The organism is Ferruginibacter sp. (assembly GCF_049840995.1).
GTDB lineage: Bacteria > Bacteroidota > Bacteroidia > Chitinophagales > Chitinophagaceae > Ferruginibacter.
The window spans coordinates 1,003,014-1,020,924 of record NZ_JASGIP010000003.1 but is presented as its reverse complement, the minus strand read 5'-3'; the positions used below and the strand labels follow the sequence as shown (position 1 = coordinate 1,020,924).

Sequence of the window (17,911 nt, the reverse complement as noted above, 5' to 3'; positions counted from 1 at the left end):
TTTTAAATAGTTTTTTCATCAGCTTAGATTATTAAAGTTAAACTATTTTCACAATAATTTATTGTTTTCTTAAAATGAAATATGAAGGAATTAACATAAGTAGGCAATGCAGGCGGGTGTTGGTGGCACCACTGGACTGGGGGCTGGGGCATGCCACCCGTTGTATTCCAATTATTTACGAGTTAATAAAGCAGGATATTGAGGTGGTAATTGCAGCTGACGGAGGCATAAAAAATTTATTAAAAAAAGAGTTTCCGGATGTGGTTTTTACGGTGCTGGAAGGCTATCAAATCCGCTACAGCAGCCGCGGGGCGTGGTTGCCACTGAAACTTTTTTTACAGTTTCCTGCCTTGATAAAAACAGTTCGTGCAGAAAATAAATGGCTGCATAATATCATTGATGAATATAAAATTGATGCGGTTATTTCCGACAACCGTTTGGGTTTATATACAAAAGCTATTCCCTGTATTTACATTACGCACCAGCTGCAGATCAAAACAGGCAGCAAACTAACGGAATGGTTTACACGAAAGATACACTACCGCTTTATCAATAAATATAATGCCTGCTGGATACCGGATAACAGCACAGGTGATGATCTTGCAGGAGACCTGTCGCACCCGAAAAAAATGCCGCAGGTACCGGTAAAATATTTAGGTCCTTTGTCCCGCTTTGAAAAAAGCAGTGTTGAAAAAAAGATCGACCTTCTTGTTTTATTATCGGGGCCAGAACCACAGCGTACCTTATTTGAAAATATATTGATAGCTCAATTAAAAGATTTTACTGGAACTGCTGTATTGGTAAAAGGTTTACCCGGAGAAGCAAATGAAAAAACACCGCTGTTGTATTCCAATCAAAAACTAACCGTTATCAATCATCTTGATGCAACAGCATTAAACCAGCTGATACAGCAATCACAAATGATCATCAGCAGGAGCGGTTATACCACCATTATGGACCTGGTAAAGCTGCAGCAAAAAGCCATACTGGTGCCTACTCCCGGCCAAACGGAACAGGAATACCTGGCCAATTATTTAATGCAGCGCCATTTATTTTTCAGTGTACCGCAGGCAGATTTTTTATTGCAGGATGCGTTGCAGAAAGCAGCTGCATTTTCTTATACTATTCCCACTATCAACCAGGATAATTACAAAGAAGTGATCCGTGAATTTATAAAAACCACTTTCCCGTTTAGTAACACAGGTAGCGATACCCCCTGATGACCTTTTTAAGATCTCTTGATGCAGAATAGAAGGTGGCATACCATTCATCTGAAAGATAAAGACTTTCCAGCGGCAGGTCATTCACCGATTGCGGCAGCGTGGTGGAAGTGATGATACCTTTTTTTATAGGCGGCAGTTTTGCAGCAGGAGCCGAATAGCCCACCCAGGTTCGTTGACGTGATAAAACCAGCGCCAGGTTTTTAAAGAACTGCAGGCGGTTTTTCTGCAGTATAAGGTGCAGGGGAAAAGTAAGCAGGAAGACGATGCACAAAACAACATCCAGCAGGTTCTTGTTCCGTTTATTGATGGGGTCGTTGATCGTATAGTGATCGTTGATACTTACATATTCACCGCTTATATCCTTATCGTTGCTGCCCACTATGCTGCTGCTGCCCGATGCATGAAATTTATTGTTTACCCCCGCAGGCAGTTGCTGTACAATGGCAATTATTTCTTTAAAACTTAAAATGTCTTCGCAAAAAACGATCTCTTTTACCGGGTACTTTTTGATGAGATGTGGCAGCTGCTGGATACTGCCCAGTGCTTTACTGCTGCTGGTATTGCTGTCGTTTACCCTGCCTAATACTTTTTCAGGCATGCCTGCCCGTTGTATCAGCGCAGTTACACCGGCAAAATCTTTTTCGCCGGCCACCACAATGGTTTGCCGGTAACTATTTTCATCTTCCACACGGCTTAATAAATTCCATTGCAAAAACAACCAGCGCAGCATACTCATAATAACAAAGGCCAGCACAATACCAAACAATAGTATACCCCTCGAAAAGCGCATACTGTCGGGCAACAATGCATAACCACTCAGCAATACCAACCCCGCCATGATGGTGGACCGGTTAAGCTGTGCCTGTTTATAACCTTTATCGTACAAACCAGAATAATACGAGGCAATTAAAAAGATAACTGTAAAGACCGGGAAGGCGATAACAAGCACATTGGGAGAATAGTTCACTTCTTTTTTTACATACATGCTCCAGAAGCCTTTTACACAAAGAAAGCTGGTGAATATAACGGCTGCATCGATCAATGGCAGGCCGATCATTTTTAAAAACTTGCCAATGACAGAGAGAAGTGCCCGCAAAAAAATACCGGTTTGTATCAACAGGTTAAATACACCTGCACGACTACCACTGTAATGCTTTTTTACAAACAGGCTCATGGCGCTGTAGAATATCCGCACATAGTTAAGGCTGCCTTTTTTAGTACTCTCCCCTTTAAAATGTATAATGGTGCTTTGCGCAAAATAAAAATTCCTGTATCCTGCTTTTTGTATGCGGTAACTCAGGTCTACATCTTCGCCGTACATAAAAAAGGTTTCATCAAAACTGCCCGTTTGCTGCAATACGGCAGCAGGTATCATCATAAATGCACCGGCCAGCACATCCACTTCGTGATCTTCATGCTCGGGTAAATGCCCCAGGTGATAGCGTGCAAATGTTTTGGAATGGGGAAAAAGCCTGGTAAGGCCCGATAGTTTATACAACGATGTAAGCGGCGATGGAAAAGCCCGCTTGCTTTCTTTTAAAAATTTACCGGTACCATCTATCATCCGTATGCCCAATGCGCCGGCCTCCGGGTGCTGCTGAAAGAACTGCAGGCAACTTTCAAAACAATCTTCGGGTACAATAGTATCAGGATTTAAAAAAAGAATATGATCGCCTTTTGCAATGGCTACCGCCTGGTTATTGGCTTTTGCAAAGCCTACGTTCACACTGTTCCAGATAAAATTAACAGAAGGAAATTTTGAAGGCAGCAGGTCTTTACTGTTGTCGGTTGAATTATTATCCACCACAATGATCTCCGCATTAATATGCTTAACAGCTTTTAATACCGAATAAAGGCATTGCTCTAAAAAATATTTTACATTGTAGTTTACTATAATGACCGATAAATGCAACAACAGTAAGTTTTAGTATCAAACAGGTAAATTGATCGCATTGCGAATGTAACAATTACTTAAAACATATACCATTAAAGCTTTATTAAAAGGCATTTATACTCAACCATTCTGTATACTTTGTTCGTGCCGTATGATGTTGTCAGGGTCGTATTTGGATTTTATTTTTTGCAGCCGGTTGTAATTACTGCCATAGTACAATGCATCCCAGTTTTTAAAATTGATGTCAGGATAATTCCTGTACTGCGCATGTATACCATTGCCCGTAAAAATTTCCTGTACCTGTTCAAATTGCTTTAATAACCGGGCGCTTTGCTTTTCGGTTTGCCAATAAGTTTGTAATTCCGAAAAATAAGGGAAGGCCCTGTGTGCAAACGCAGCGCCGCTTTCAAATGCTGCATTTTGAATATTGCCGCCCAATGTATTCACCTGGTAGATCATGCCCGGCGTTGCCAGTACGGTGTCGAGCACTTTATCGATATAGTTTTCTATGTCTGCAAAATTCTTATACAATCCTGCTGAAGCATTTTTAAAATACAATGGTTCTTTTTGCCCGTAAAAAACTTTTAATGCAGTAGCCAATGGTTGTGGTTTGGTTTTGGTATTCTTGCCCGAAACTGCACTTAGTTCATTGATCACCTTTTGTACAGCAGCACTATGTTTACCGGCATTGGTCAATAAAATGTATATGGTCTTACCATTCAGCAGGCAGGCCGAAAAGCAATCCACCGGCAATGCTGCTGTTACGCTGAACCATTTTTCAAAGATTGCTTTGGCTTTTGCTATATTTACCTTATAGGTTTTAAAACGAAAACTTTGTAAAGTGGCCGGCGCTTTATAGGTTTTGAATTTTAATTCCGTTACCACGCCGAAATTACCGTTACCGCCACCTTTGCAGGCCCACAGCAGTTCTTTGTCGCTTGCAGAATTGATCACTTTGCCATTACCATCCACCATGGTCACCTCCAGCAGGCTGTCGCAGGTAAGCCCGAATTTGCGGGCCAGCAAGCCATAGCCGCCGCCCAGTACAAGGCCACCAATGCCCACACTGGCGCAGGATCCGCCCGGCAGAATTCTTCCTTTGGGCAAAATGTTATCATATAATTCTGACAAAGTACAGCCGGGTTGTACACTGATCGTTTCTTTATCCACCCAGTTCACTGCTTTCATCTGGCTGAGGTTGATCACCATGCCATTGTTATTGCAGCTAAAGCCTTCCATGCAATGGCCACCGCTTTTTACGGCCACCGGCAAATTATTCTGCCGGGCATACTGCATCGCTTCGGCCACACCTGCAGTGTTTTTGCACAAGGCGATCACCTGCGGATATTTATCAATGCGCTTATTGAATCCTTTGCGCAATTGCTCATATTCCGGTGTGCCTTTTTTGTAATAGAGCACATTATCGCTGCTGTGCCCGCTTGCGGGAAGTAATAAATTTTTTGCAAAACTGTTACCAGGCTTCAGCAGCAGGCCGATATTGCCAAGCAATGCCAGTTTTAAAAAGTGTTTCCGTTGCATAACCAAATCTAAATTCATAAATCCAAATTCCGAAATCGAAGTTATCTTTGTGTGATGATGAAAACCATTCTGCTAAACGCCGTGGAAGCCGGCGGAAAAGAACTACAACGCTTCTTCAACGGCGAATTCAAGATCACCAACAAAGAAGGTATCAACAACCCGGTTACTGAGGCAGATCATGCTGCTGAAAAAGCCATCATTGATATCATTCAGAAAAACTATCCCGATCATTTTATTTTAAGTGAAGAGACCGGTGAGATCGTTACCACCAGCGAATACAAATGGATCATTGATCCTATTGACGGCACTATCAATTTCGCCAATGGCATACCCATTTGCTGTGTAAGTATCGGACTGGAAAAGAATGGTGAGATGATCATGGGCGCTGTTTATGCACCGGTGCTGAACGAGCTGTATTTTGCCGAAAAAGGACAGGGCGCCACACTGAACAGTAAAAAAATAAAAGTGGGCAACAAGGCGGAAGTAATAAAAAGCTGCCTGGTTACCGGTTTCCCGTACACGTACTTAGATGCGCCGAACGGGCCTTTACAAACCTTTGAAAAGCTGATCCGCAAAGGTGTGCCTGTACGCAGGCTGGGCAGTGCCGCTATTGATCTTTGCTGGGTGGCCGCCGGCCGCTTTGATGGGTTTTACGAGCACAAACTCTCTGCATGGGACAGCGCCGCTGGTTTTTTAATGGTGCAGGAAGCTGGTGGTAGGGTAACTGATTTTGAAGGCAATCATTACTCCCCTTATCAACCCCACATCTTAGCAACGAATGGTTTGATACATGATGAAATGCTCGAAATAATCAACGGCAGGAAGGGATTGTAGATTGCAGATTGGCGATTGTAGATTTATTACGTGACGTTGAACCTTGTCTTTTATTGAAATTATTTGTAACAAAATTTTTTTAAAAGATTAATGTATGATCAAATCCGAAATCGACAATCTAAAATCACCAATAAAGGTAGCGGTCAGTAAGTTTGATATCATGAAAAGGCTAAAACGCTGGCTGTAGATACAGGAAAGCTTTGTTTGATCTTTCCTTATTCTGTTGTAAATAAAACTTATATAGCACAAATAGTAAGATGCTCCAGTTCTGCTTCTGCCAATTACAGGGCGGCCTGCAGGGCCAAATCAAAAGCAGACTTTGTAAATAAACTACGGATCGTAGAAGAAGAGTTGGACGAGACCATGCATTTTTATGAATTGCTTGCTGAGTTTAACGAAGATTTTAAAAAAGAATTAAGAGTGTTGTACCGGGAGGCAAATGAGTTACTTGCTATTATTGTAAGATCAATTAATACAACACTGAGAAATATGAACGCCGAAAGAGAAAAGGGTAACAAGCTGAAAGTAAATCCGAAACTGGCAATCTAAAATCTGAAATTGAAATTTATGGAAAGAACTGAAATAGCTTCTCTTGGCGAATTTGGGTTAATAGATCATTTGACTCAGAACAATGAAATCAAAAACGCTTCCACTATTTTAAGTGTGGGAGATGATGGTGCTGTGATCGATCATTTTGGAAGACAAACAGTGATCAGCACCGACCTGTTGCTGGAAGGCATTCATTTCGACCTTGGCTACACGCCATTGAAACACCTGGGTTATAAAAGCGTTGTGGTGAACCTGAGTGATATCTATGCCATGAATGCAACACCTACGCAAATTGTTATCAGCATCGGTATCAGCAATAAATTCAGTGTGGAAGCGCTGGATGAATTTTACGAAGGTGTATATGCAGCCTGTAAAAAATATGAAGTGGACCTGGTAGGTGGCGATACCACTACCAGCCAACGGGGCTTTATCATCAGCATTACCGCTATTGGCGAAGTGGCGCCCGATAGTTATGTAACCCGCAGCGGCGCTAAAGCAAACGATCTTATCTGCGTAAGCGGCGACCTGGGTGGCGCTTTTTTAGGATTGACCATTTTAGAAAGAGAGAAAAAAATATTCGAACAAACCGGCGCCCAACCCGACCTGGAGAACCAGGCCTATATTGTAGGCCGTTTATTAAAGCCCGAGGCAAGAAAAGATGTGATTGAATATTTTGCCGCACAAAATATTATGCCTACCAGTATGATGGACATCAGCGATGGGCTTAGCAGTGAAATGCTGCACATCTGCAAACAAAGCAATGTAGGTTGTGTATTGTACGAAGATAAATTGCCATTGAATGAAGACAGTAAGGCCTTTGCTTATAAGCTGGAGCTGGACCCAACAGCCTGCGCTTTAAGTGGTGGTGAAGATTATGAACTGTTGTTTACCGTATCACAATCTGATTACGAAAAAATAAATGCCAACAACGGCCTGAGCATTATTGGGTATATTACAGACAAGTCTGAAGGGCAACACATCATTACCCGTGGTGGAAACAAGTATGAGTTGGTTGCACAGGGCTGGAATCACCTGAAGAAATGAACCGCTTAACCCTGACCATATATTTATTCTTGCTGGTTGTACTGGGCAGTTGTTCAGCAACCAAAAAAAATTATACTCCTTATAAAAAATACTCCCGGCAAAAGCTGCAGCAGGATTTTACGCTCTTAAGAAATATCCTGGAAAAAAAACATCCCTCTCTTTACTGGTACACAAGCAAAGACAGTATGGATATGTATTTTGACCGCTATTACAATGCCATTGAAGACAGCATGACGGAGCAGCAGTTTGGCTGGAAGATCATTGCCCCGCTAACTGATAAGATACATTGCGGGCATACCAGTTTTGGCATGAGCAAAGCCTATAATAAATGGGTGAACAACAGGATCATTCCTTCCTTTCCCTTGTTCCTGAAGGTATGGAATGATACCATGGTGATAACGGGTAACCTTAACCGAAAAGATTCTGTTTTAAAAAGAGGCATGTTTATTACAGCTATCAATGGCTTAAGTACTACGGCGCTTACCGAAAAGATGTTCACTTATATGACGGAGGATGGCAATGCCAACAATGTGAACTACCTGAGGCTGAGCAATAATTTTCCTTATTACCACCGCAATATTTTTGGCTTGACCAGGGAATACACTGTAACTTACCTGGATGCTAACAACCAGCAGCAAACTATAAAAGTGCCTCTATTCGATCCACCGAGGGATACCAGCAAAAGGCCGAAGAATATTCCACCGCCGCCGCCCTTTTCAAAAAAAGAAAGAAGGCAGCAGATGATGGCGAATACCCGTTCGCTGGCAGTAGACACCGCCAATAACACAGCCGTGATCACACTAAACACTTTTGCAACGGGGAAACTGCGCAAATTCTTTCGCCAAACCTTCCGGTACATCAAAAAAACAGGGATCAAAGATGTGGTGCTCGATATCAGGAGCAATGGGGGTGGCAAGATCAACCTGTCAACACTACTAACGAAATACGTTACACGAAGACCCTTTAAAGTAGCTGATTCTTCATTTGCTGTAGCAAGATCTTTGCACCCTTATTCAAAATACATCAAGGAAAGATTTATCAATAACCTCGGGCTGATATTCCTGACGCATAAAAAGAAGGACGGCATGTATCATTTTGGCATGTGGGAGCGGAAATTATATCATGCCAAACATCACAATCATTTTGATGGTGATCTTTATGTACTTATCAATGGGCAAACGTTTTCTGCCTCTGCATTATTCTGCAATGCCGTTAAAGGCCAACCCGGTATTAAAATAATTGGCGAAGAAGCCGGTGGCGGCTGGTATGGCAATAGCGGTATCATGATACCCGATATTACTTTACCCAATACACATTTAAGGGTGCGCCTCCCATTGTTCCGCCTGGTGCAATACCATCATGTTGCAAAAGATGGCCGCGGCGTAATGCCGGATATTTATATCGGCACCAGCTATGATGCATTGATAAAAGGATACGATAAAAAAATGCAGGTGGTGATGGATATGATAAAAGGTAAAAAGGCCGGCAATAGCCCAACCGGAACAACAAACTAAATATCCGCTTCTACTTCGTGGCCGATACTGGTAAAAAATTCCCTCAGCAGTTCGTAGGTTGTATGATCGGCATTTATATAGTGAAACATTTGGGTTTCCATATAGCTGCAACTTAAACAAACATTCAGCGTTGCTACAATTTCGTGTGCTTTGTTATAAAATACCACAGCATCGCGGTACATTGGCGAACACAGCCACATAGGTATCTCCGTGATCTTAGTGAGCAGTATATCTTTTAACCTTGCAACCTGCGGATCATTAATACTAAAGCGGTTGGTCATTATACAACCGGAGTGAAAATGGCCTTCTTCATTCAGCAGGTATTGAGTTTTTGCCAACTGCTCCAGTTCATCCAACCGCTTTTCTTCTTGTGCTGTAAGATCATCGAATATATTTTTTCTTGTATCCAGCCTGCTGTACTCCAGGTGATTTAGCCGTTTGCGCTCTTCAAATTGCGGGCCCCGTTGAAACGAATAAGTTTCAATATGATCAAATGAAAGATCATTGATAAAATCAATAGAAGAAGTGTAAGTGTATGCTGGCATGTTCAGAAAAGAGATTACAAGATAGTAAAATCATCCGCATCATTCAAAAAAGGGAATTTTGTTCTTACTTCTTCCAGCTTTTCCTTCGATAAAGTGATGGTGTTCACATCTTCTTCATCGGCCATGTGGTAGAGCACCTGGCCCATAGGGTCTATTACCAATGTGTTGCCGCTGTAATGAATATTCTTGGCATCGTCGCCTACGCGGTTCACGCCAATTACATAGCACTGGTTCTCGATGGCCCTTGCACAAAGCAACGTCTTCCATGCATGGCTGCGGCGTTCGGGCCAATTGGCCACATAGATCAATACGTCGTACTCTGATTTGTCCTGAGCGGAGTCGAAGGATTGTCTTGCCCACACCGGAAACCGCAGATCATAACAGATCAGTAAATTGATCTTCCAGCCTTTTACAGATGCGATCAATCTTTTATTGCCGGCACTGTAATGCTGGTCTTCTTCGCCATACGCAAATAAATGGCGTTTATCGTAATACCCGTATTCGCCATTGGGCAGCATCCATACCAGGCGGTTGAAATATTTGTCCTGCTCTTTTATCATCACGCTGCCGGTAAGTACAATATTGTTTTTGTTGCTTACCATCTTCATCCACTCAATTGTTTCGCCCTTCATGGTTTCTGCAAGTGCGGCCGCATTCATACTAAAGCCCGTGGTAAACATTTCCGGTAATATCACGATCTCTGTTTTTTCGGCAATACTGTCGATCTTTTGCTGCAGCTGCTGCATATTACCGGTCTTATCTTCCCAGATCAGGTTGCTTTGTATGGTAGTGATAGTGAGTGTAGACATTACGGTTAATTGTACCCAAATTTAAGCAATATACCGCCTGCGGCGGTATATTTTTGGAACGCAGATTTTTATGATAAGTTATGACCTATCTGTGTAAATCATAACCATCATAAAAATCCGCGTTCCCCTCTAAAGCGCCGCAGGCGCTTTATTAAAAAAGTTGCGTTATCTAAAACGGATCAGCCTGTTCACCGCTTCCTCTAATGTGCTTTCTTTTTTGGCAAAGCAAAAGCGCAGTACTTTATTATCGGTGGGTTGTTTATAAAAAACGGAGACCGGTATGCTGGCCACGCCATACTCTTTGGTGATGCGTATGGCAAGCTCTCTTTCATTTTCATCGCTTAAGCCTTCATAACTGTACAATTGAAAATAACTGCCGTAAGAAGGTAATGCTTTGAATTTCGTTTGTTGCATCAGGCTGGCAAAATAATCTCTTTTCTGTTGTATAAAAGGGCCCAGCTCCAGGTATTTTTCTTTTTGCTGTAAAAACTCTGCCAGTGCAAACTGTACCGTGCTGTTGGTGCTGAAGCAATTGAACTGGTGTATCTTCCTGAACTCACTCATCAATGCTGCAGGTGCCACACAATAACCGATCTTCCAGCCGGTGCAATGGTAAGTTTTGCCGAACGAAAAGCAAACAAAACTTCTTTCCAAAAGATCGGGATACCGCAACATGCTCTGATGCTGCAGCCCGTCAAATATCAAATGCTCATACACTTCATCGCTTAAGATGAAGATGCCGGTATCTTTTACAATGCTCCTCAATTGTGTAATATCATCTTCGCTTAACACGCTGCCGGTAGGATTATGCGGACTGTTAAGCATGATCATTTTTGTTTTGGGAGTGATCTTTTGCTTTACCAGTTCCCAGTCAATTTTATAAGAAGGAAAAGTAAGTGGGATCAAAACCGGTACGGCGCCGTTTATTTCTATCGTGGGAATGTAGCTGTCGTAAGCTGGTTCAAAAACAATTACCTCATCACCGGGTTGTAATACAGTGGTAAGTGCCGTAAAAATGGCGTAGGTACCGCCGGGTGTAATGGTGATCTCTTTTTCAGCATCTACCTTGCAGTTGTATAAAAACCGGATCTTTTCCGCCAGTTGCTCCCGCAACGCTGCCAAGCCATTCATATGCACATACTGGTTGTAACCCTTACGCATAGCTGCGGTAACCAGCCCGGTCAATTCTTCATCCATTGCAAAGTCCGGGAAACCCTGCCCTAAATTAATGGCATTATGCTCGGCCGCGAGCACGCTCATTACTGTAAAAATGGTGGTGCCTGAATTGGGCTGCTTGCTATTAATGATCGGTAACAATTAAAGTTATTTTATTCTAAAATAATTGGCCACGGATTGCACAGATTTTCACAGATATTATCCGTGTTAATTCGTGTAATCCGTGGCTAAACTTTTCGCCACAGGCGAATAATCCTTTTTTCTGCGGGCTATAAGTTCGTGTAATTCGCTTTATTCGTGCAATCAAAGAAATTTATCGCCTTTACTTCTCTTTATCTCTGCCACATATTCCTTGATCTGCTGCTCTTTTTCTTTTTTGCAGATCATCAGCACATCCTTGGTATCTACCACTATAAAATCATCCAGGCCCTGCAGCATCACCAGCTTTTTATTATCGGCATGCACCATATTCCTGGTAGCATCTATCACCACAACATTATCACCCGCCACGGCGTTTTCCAAATAATCTTTTCCAAGATTTTCGTAAGCGCTGCCCCAGGTACCCAGGTCGCTCCAGCCAAATGAAGATGGAATGATATAAACATTATCCGCTTTTTCCATAATGCCGTAATCAATAGAAATATTTACGCATAGCGGGTATATCCTGTCGATGGCTTCTTTTTCAGCAGCTGTATTGAACTTGGTTTTTTCTGCTTCAAATAATTCGTTGAGCTCGGGCAGTAATTTTTCAAAAGCAGTCACAATATTTTTTACCTGCCATACAAATATGCCCGCATTCCATAAAAAGTCGCCGCTGGCAATAAAGGTCTTGGCCAGTTCCAGGTCGGGCTTTTCGGTAAAGGTTTTCACCTTGTACACATTATCGCTTACTGCATGGGGTTCGTATTGAATGTAGCCATAACCGGTATTGGGATGCGTAGGTTTAATACCCAATGTTACCAAGGCTTTGATGTTGGCGGTAAAATTCAATGCATCCAGGCAGATCTTCTCAAAATTTTCCGGCTCCAGGATAATATGATCGGCAGGTGCACAGATCAGGTTGGCTTCGGGATTTAACTGCAGCAATTTATGCGAAACATACGCTACGCAGGGCGCAGTGTTCTTTCGGGATGGTTCGCACAAAATATTCTCTACCGGCATTTCGGGCAATTGTGCTGCCACAATATCTTTATACTGTTCAGAAGTAACCACGTAAATATTCTCTACCGGAACAAATCTTGCAAAACGGTCAAATGTACCCTGTATCAATGTTCTGCCTGTATTTAAAATATCCAAAAACTGCTTGGGATAATCGGTGCGGCTCATGGGCCAAAACCTGCTGCCAATGCCGCCGGCCATTATTGCTACGTAATTGTTTTTATTCATTGTATTACTGCTGATTTTTTTTTAAAATTAGGCTATCTACTATAAAACTAAACTGCCTGTCATCATTTTTTTTAAACGATTCATAACTGTCCGGCATATAATAATCCGGCCGCAGGCCATTGCCCGCATTTTTTTCATCGCCAAAGCTATAGGTAATATGTGCAAATGCAAACTCCAGGCTGATGCCAGAATGCGGCAAAATATATTTTAAAGAATTAAAACCATTGCCCGAAGAAGATCCGCCGGTGGTTTCTTCACCGATCACCTTGCCTCGGCCACTGTTCTTTACCATAGTGGCAAAATACGAGGCCGATGATACCACGCTACTGCCGGTGATCACGTACACATCGCCTTTAAAGCGCAAACTGTCCGGTTCCCAACTGTTCACGAGCGAATCGGGCATATAAAAAAAGTGGTTGCTCATTTTAGAAGAGAACTCTTCCTGCAGCTGATCGTTGATACCCGTTTCATCATCATTAATAAAATTGGTATCCAGGTAGGTTTCATAAGGCACTTTCCTGATCTTGGTACTTACTGCTACGTATTCATTAAAAGGTTGCGTGGCCAGGTAAGAATACAGCAAAAAGCAATTGTATAATTTTCCACCATGGTTTTCCCGCAGGTCGATGATAAGCGAATGGATATTTTTTTTGTGCTGCAGCAACTCAAAACTGTTGTAACAAAAATTTGAAAAAGCGTTCTGCCGCTGCTCACCTTCAAAATGAAATGTGGATAGTTTTAAATAAGCCCATTGTTGCGCATCATTAAAGGTAAGGTCATAGTCCACTTCTGTACGATCGTAATAATATTTGGCATTATTGTTACGGTCGTTCCATTCCGACAGCGTGACCGCCTTTTCTTCCACGATCCTGTTCCTGCCCATTGTGTCTTTTATAACCAGGCTAAAAGCATCTTTTTTTCCATACTGCAGATAATATTCAAAACTAAAATCATCACCGGCAAGGTTCAGCTGCGTATTCCTGTGATGGCCTTCTACTGAATTATATTGTGCCATGCCCTGCAGCAGTTTTTTTACCGGTTGTGTATTAATGTTTTGTATCTCTGTGCCTTCGGGCAGATCGTAGCCCGAAACATTCACCAAAAGCCTGCCTTCCACCCATTTTACAGGATAAGGAAAAAAATAAGCCCGGTCCTGTAAAGTATCGTATACGTAAGCAGGCAGTGTGGCATAAGTATGCGAGCAGCCAATTTCGTTCACAATAAAATTTACCTTGGTAAACAATTCGCCCAACGAAACAGGCGCTTTTATGGACTGCTTTACACTATCGATCAAACTAAAAAATCGTTCTTTTGAAATATACAGGTTCAGTGAGGGATGAGCACTTCTTAAAATATCACTCATGGTTTCCAGGTCGGCCTGTGCATGTGCAATGGGTATCTCTTTAATGGCAGGATCATCCATTGATCTGTCCCTGCAGCCTGCAGCTATAACAATCAGCCATAAAAAAGCAGTTACCCGGTTTCTCATATGATCCCTTCCCTTATAAGGTCGTGCAGGTGAATAATGCCGGCATAGCAATCGTTCTCTGTTACCACCAGCTGGCTGATATCATGTGCCCTTAACAGGTCCAGCGCCTCGGTAGCCAATGCATCGGCAACAATGGTTTTGGGGCTTTTGCTCATAATGTCTTTAGCAGTAAGTTTACCCAGGTCTGCGGTACTTTCCAACATACGGCGCAGATCACCATCGGTAACAATACCCAGCACCTGGTTGCTGCCGTTGATCACAACGGCGGTGCCTAGACGCTTTTTGGTCATCTCCACGATCACTTCTTTCAGCGTTGCTTCGGGTTGTACCGCAGGTTTTTCGTTCTGTACCGAAAGATCGTTTACCCGCAGGTACAGTTTTTTGCCCAGCATGCCGCCGGGGTGGTACCTTGCAAAATCGGCGCTGTTAAAGCCTTTCAGCTCCATCAGGCACACGGCCAGGGCATCGCCCATTACCATTTGTGCCGTGGTACTGGTGGTAGGCGCCAGGTTGTTGGGGCAGGCTTCTTGCTCCACAGTGGTATTTAAAATAATATGACTGTGCTGTGCCAGGTACGAAGGTATTTTGCCCACCATACCAATAATGGTGTTGCCAAAATTTTTTACCAGCGATACCAATACTTTTATCTCCGGGCTGTCACCACTTTTGCTGATGATCATCACCACATCATCCTGCTGTATCATACCCAGGTCGCCATGTATGGCATCGGCAGCGTGCATAAAAAGGGCCGGGGTGCCTGTACTGTTCAGCGTAGCCACTATCTTTTGGGCTACAATGGCGCTTTTGCCAATGCCGCTGATCACCAGCCTGCCCCTTGCTGCTGCAATATCTTCCACCGCTTTAATAAAATCGTTGTTGATAAAGGCTTTCAGGCCGGTTACAGACTGTGCTTCCAGCTCAATGGTACGCTGTGCGGATGCTATGATAGAGGAATGGCTCATTTGGTGGCGCAAACCTACTTTAAATAGGCCATAATGCAAAGGGTTAGGGCACTGCACGTCATGTTTGGGTAATCAAACACCGGCTGGTTTTGTTAAAGGCTTGCATTTTGGATTTTTTTGAGTATCTTAAATGATTATAACGATTATTTATCAGTTATACTATATAAAGGGTTTGATTTTGCAGCCCATGTGCGTTAACTTCGCTGCCCCTTTAAAAAAAACTGTTTTCACTCATAAAACAACACCAGAAATAGTGTGATGGAAAATTGATATGGCTACTACTGTAAAATCTAAAGCTTCAAAACCCAAAGCCGATACAAAGAAAACGACTAAGCCCGCCGGCGATAAAACTGCTGCGCCTGTAAAGCCTGCACAGTACGACCTTACAGCCGAGCTGCAGCAGCATTTTGGCCTGGACAGTTTTCGCGGCCCGCAGGAAGCCATCATCAACAACCTGCTTTCCGGTAAAGATACTTTTGTGATTATGCCCACCGGCGGCGGTAAAAGCCTTTGCTACCAGTTGCCCGCCATCATCAGCGAAGGGGTGGCCATCATCGTTTCTCCTTTGATCGCTTTGATGAAGAACCAGGTGGACCTGGTACGCAGCTACAGCAGCAAAGACCATGTGGCGCATTTTTTAAACAGCACACTGAATAAAGGACAACAGAAAATAGTTAAGGATGACCTGAGTACCGGCCGCACCAAAATGCTGTACGTGGCACCGGAAACCATGACCAAAGAAGAAAATGTTTCCTTTTTTAAAGACCTGAAGATCTCTTTTTTTGCGGTGGATGAGGCCCACTGTATCTCTGAATGGGGCCACGATTTTCGCCCCGAATACAGGCGCCTGCGGGAAATAATGGACATGATAGATGAAAAGATACCCGTGATCGCCCTTACCGCTACAGCTACGCCCAAAGTGCAAAGTGATATTGTAAAGAACCTTGGCCTGCGCAACCCCGAAGTATTCATCTCTTCTTTTAACCGGGCCAACCTGTATTACGAGATCCAGCCTAAAATAAATAAAGATCAGACCAATAAAAGCATTGTGCGCTTTATTCAGCAGCACAAGGGCAAAAGCGGTATCATTTACACGCTCAACCGCAAAACCACCGAAGAACTGGCGCAGATGCTGATGGCCAATGGCATTAAAGCCGTAGCCTACCATGCGGGGCTGGATAGTAAACTGCGTGCCGAACGCCAGGACCAGTTTTTAAATGAAGATGTGGAAGTGATCGTTGCCACCATTGCCTTTGGTATGGGCATCGATAAGCCCGATGTGCGTTTTGTGATACATTACAACATTCCTAAATCGATAGAGAATTATTACCAGGAAACCGGCCGCGCCGGCCGCGATGGCATGGAGGGCAAGTGCATCCTGTATTATTCGCACAAAGATGTGGCCAAGCTGGAGCATTTTATGCGGGATAAACCCCTAAGCGAACGCGAAGTGGGCGCCCAACTGATCAACGAAACCGTGAGCTACGCCGAAAGCAGCGTATGCCGCCGCAAAACCTTGCTGCATTATTTTGGTGAGGATTACGACGACAGCAAAAGCTGTGGCCAGTGTGATAACTGCCTGAACCCCAAAGAAAAAATTGAGGCCAAGGCCGAAACGGTAACTGTGCTGAAAGTGATAAAAGCGCTGGAAGAACGCTTCCCGATAGATTATATACAACTGATACTGGCGGGCAAAGCCACACCGGCGGTAAAAATGTACCGCCACGAAGAGCTGGATGTGTTTGCCAGCGGCAACGATAAAGAACCTCATTTCTGGAACAGCCTGATACGGCAGTTGCTGCTGAGCGGCCTGATAGCCAAGGATATTGTAGAATATGGCCTGCTGAAATTCACCAAAAAAGGTGAAGCCTTCCTGAAAAAGCCTACTTCTTTCAAAATAGTGCTGAATAACTTATTTGAGGATGCCAATGCCGACGATGAGGAAAGCGACCCAACGGCTAGCACCGAAAGCACTATGGACAGCAAGCTGGTGGAAATGCTGAAGGACCTGCGCAAAAAAGTGGCCAAGGAAAAAAACCTGCCGCCTTTTGTAATATTCCTGGAAAGCAGCCTGGAAGACATGGCAACAATGTACCCCACCAGCATGGCCGAACTGGAAAAGATAAGCGGTGTAAGTAAAGGTAAGGCCCTGCGCTATGGCAAGCCCTTTATTGATATGGTAGCTAAATACGTGGAAGAAAATGACATTATACGCCCCGACGATTTTGTGATGAAAAGCGTGGCCAATAGAAATAACAACAAGATCTTCATCATACAGAACATTGATAAAAAGATACCGCTGGAAACCGTGGCCAAGAACCGCGGCCTGCGCATAGACGAGCTGTTGGAAGAAATGGAAACCATTGTAGCCAGCGGCACCAAGCTGAACCTGGACTATGCCATTGACGAAATGGTGGACGAATACGAGCAGGACGAGATCATCGACTATTTTAAAGGCTGCGAAACCTCCTCACTGCAGGTAGCCCAGGAAGAGCTGGCAGACAGCAACTTTAACTGGGAGCAGCTGAAGCTGATGCGGATCAAGTTCCTCTGCGAATACGGCAATTAATTTCGGATTTCAGATTGGCGATTTTAGATTTTTGGTATGAATGATGTAACTTCTAAATCCGAAATCGCCAATCTAAAATCTCAAATCGTCTTCAAACTTTCTTTATTTTGGTGCATTATTTGGGGATAATCCCTTATTTTTGCAACCCCAATTATTAATTATTCATTTTTAATTAGTAATTGATCAGGCGGTGCGGCGGTAGTTTTTCATAACGACGAAGGAGTTATAGAAAAACAACGTCCCGCTGAGGAAACGAAAGCGGGATAGCTTGCAGCAATGGTGCGGTAGCTCAGTTGGTAGAGCAAAGGACTGAAAATCCTTGTGTCGCCGGTTCAATCCCGGCCCACACCACTAGACAGGTAAGGCTTTCAGCGAAAA

At 43.4% G+C, this 17,911-nt stretch carries 13 protein-coding genes, 1 tRNA gene and 1 pseudogene; 7 read left to right on the top strand and 8 right to left on the bottom strand.

Features of this window, described 5'->3' with window-relative positions; translation table 11 throughout:
• Positions 1–74: 74 nt before the first annotated feature.
• The gene (locus QM738_RS06170) at positions 75–1,220 is read left to right on the top strand and encodes a glycosyltransferase (RefSeq protein ID WP_462275802.1); all 1,146 of its coding nucleotides are present in this window, start codon (positions 75–77) and stop codon (positions 1,218–1,220) included.
• On the opposite strand, the gene QM738_RS06165 is transcribed toward QM738_RS06170, so the two are convergent.
• Positions 1,192–3,138, bottom strand: a complete 1,947-nt coding sequence (locus QM738_RS06165; RefSeq protein ID WP_462275801.1) for a glycosyltransferase — start codon at positions 3,136–3,138, stop codon at positions 1,192–1,194. The genes QM738_RS06170 and QM738_RS06165 overlap by 29 nt on opposite strands.
• 99 nt (positions 3,139–3,237) lie before the next feature.
• A complete protein-coding gene (locus QM738_RS06160) occupies positions 3,238–4,656 on the bottom strand; it encodes an FAD-binding oxidoreductase (protein ID WP_462275800.1) in 1,419 nt (472 codons plus the stop codon).
• A gap of 54 nt (positions 4,657–4,710) precedes the next feature.
• Here QM738_RS06160 and QM738_RS06155 point away from each other — a divergent pair, with 54 nt between their 5' ends.
• From QM738_RS06155 to QM738_RS06140, 4 genes and pseudogenes are all read left to right on the top strand, one after another.
• On the top strand, positions 4,711–5,490 hold the full coding sequence (locus QM738_RS06155; protein ID WP_462275799.1) for an inositol monophosphatase family protein: 780 nt from the start codon (positions 4,711–4,713) through the stop codon (positions 5,488–5,490).
• A 174-nt stretch (positions 5,491–5,664) separates the two neighbouring features.
• A pseudogene (locus tag QM738_RS06150) lies at positions 5,665–6,039 on the top strand (four helix bundle protein); the annotation flags it as partial.
• Between the two features lie 18 nt (positions 6,040–6,057).
• Positions 6,058–7,083, top strand: a complete 1,026-nt coding sequence (thiL, locus tag QM738_RS06145) for a thiamine-phosphate kinase (protein WP_462275798.1) — start codon at positions 6,058–6,060, stop codon at positions 7,081–7,083.
• Positions 7,080–8,597: a S41 family peptidase gene (locus tag QM738_RS06140; protein WP_462275797.1), complete on the top strand. Its 1,518-nt coding sequence runs from the start codon at positions 7,080–7,082 to the stop codon at positions 8,595–8,597. The genes thiL and QM738_RS06140 overlap by 4 nt, the downstream gene beginning before the upstream one ends.
• Here QM738_RS06140 and QM738_RS06135 read toward each other — a convergent pair.
• The 6 genes from QM738_RS06135 to QM738_RS06110 form a co-directional block, all read right to left on the bottom strand.
• A complete protein-coding gene (locus QM738_RS06135) occupies positions 8,594–9,142 on the bottom strand; it encodes a hypothetical protein (RefSeq protein ID WP_462275796.1) in 549 nt (182 codons plus the stop codon). The genes QM738_RS06140 and QM738_RS06135 overlap by 4 nt on opposite strands.
• Before the next feature lie 14 nt (positions 9,143–9,156).
• Positions 9,157–9,951 (bottom strand): amidohydrolase, encoded by a 795-nt coding sequence (locus QM738_RS06130; RefSeq protein ID WP_462275795.1) that lies wholly within the window; start codon positions 9,949–9,951, stop codon positions 9,157–9,159.
• A 165-nt stretch (positions 9,952–10,116) separates the two neighbouring features.
• Entirely contained in the window at positions 10,117–11,268 is a 1,152-nt protein-coding gene (locus QM738_RS06125) for a methionine aminotransferase (protein ID WP_462275794.1), read from the bottom strand.
• Between the two features lie 162 nt (positions 11,269–11,430).
• Positions 11,431–12,513, bottom strand: a complete 1,083-nt coding sequence (locus tag QM738_RS06120; RefSeq protein WP_462275793.1) for a mannose-1-phosphate guanylyltransferase — start codon at positions 12,511–12,513, stop codon at positions 11,431–11,433.
• A 4-nt stretch (positions 12,514–12,517) separates the two neighbouring features.
• Positions 12,518–14,002, bottom strand: coding sequence for a S41 family peptidase (locus QM738_RS06115; RefSeq protein WP_462275792.1), 1,485 nt, complete (start codon positions 14,000–14,002; stop codon positions 12,518–12,520).
• Positions 13,999–14,964, bottom strand: coding sequence for a KpsF/GutQ family sugar-phosphate isomerase (locus QM738_RS06110; protein ID WP_462275791.1), 966 nt, complete (start codon positions 14,962–14,964; stop codon positions 13,999–14,001). The genes QM738_RS06115 and QM738_RS06110 overlap by 4 nt, the downstream gene beginning before the upstream one ends.
• Before the next feature lie 271 nt (positions 14,965–15,235).
• Here QM738_RS06110 and recQ point away from each other — a divergent pair, with 271 nt between their 5' ends.
• Entirely contained in the window at positions 15,236–17,533 is a 2,298-nt protein-coding gene (gene recQ, locus QM738_RS06105) for a DNA helicase RecQ (protein WP_462275790.1), read from the top strand.
• Between the two features lie 278 nt (positions 17,534–17,811).
• Positions 17,812–17,884: transfer RNA gene (locus tag QM738_RS06100), tRNA-Phe, on the top strand.
• Positions 17,885–17,911 lie beyond the last annotated feature (27 nt).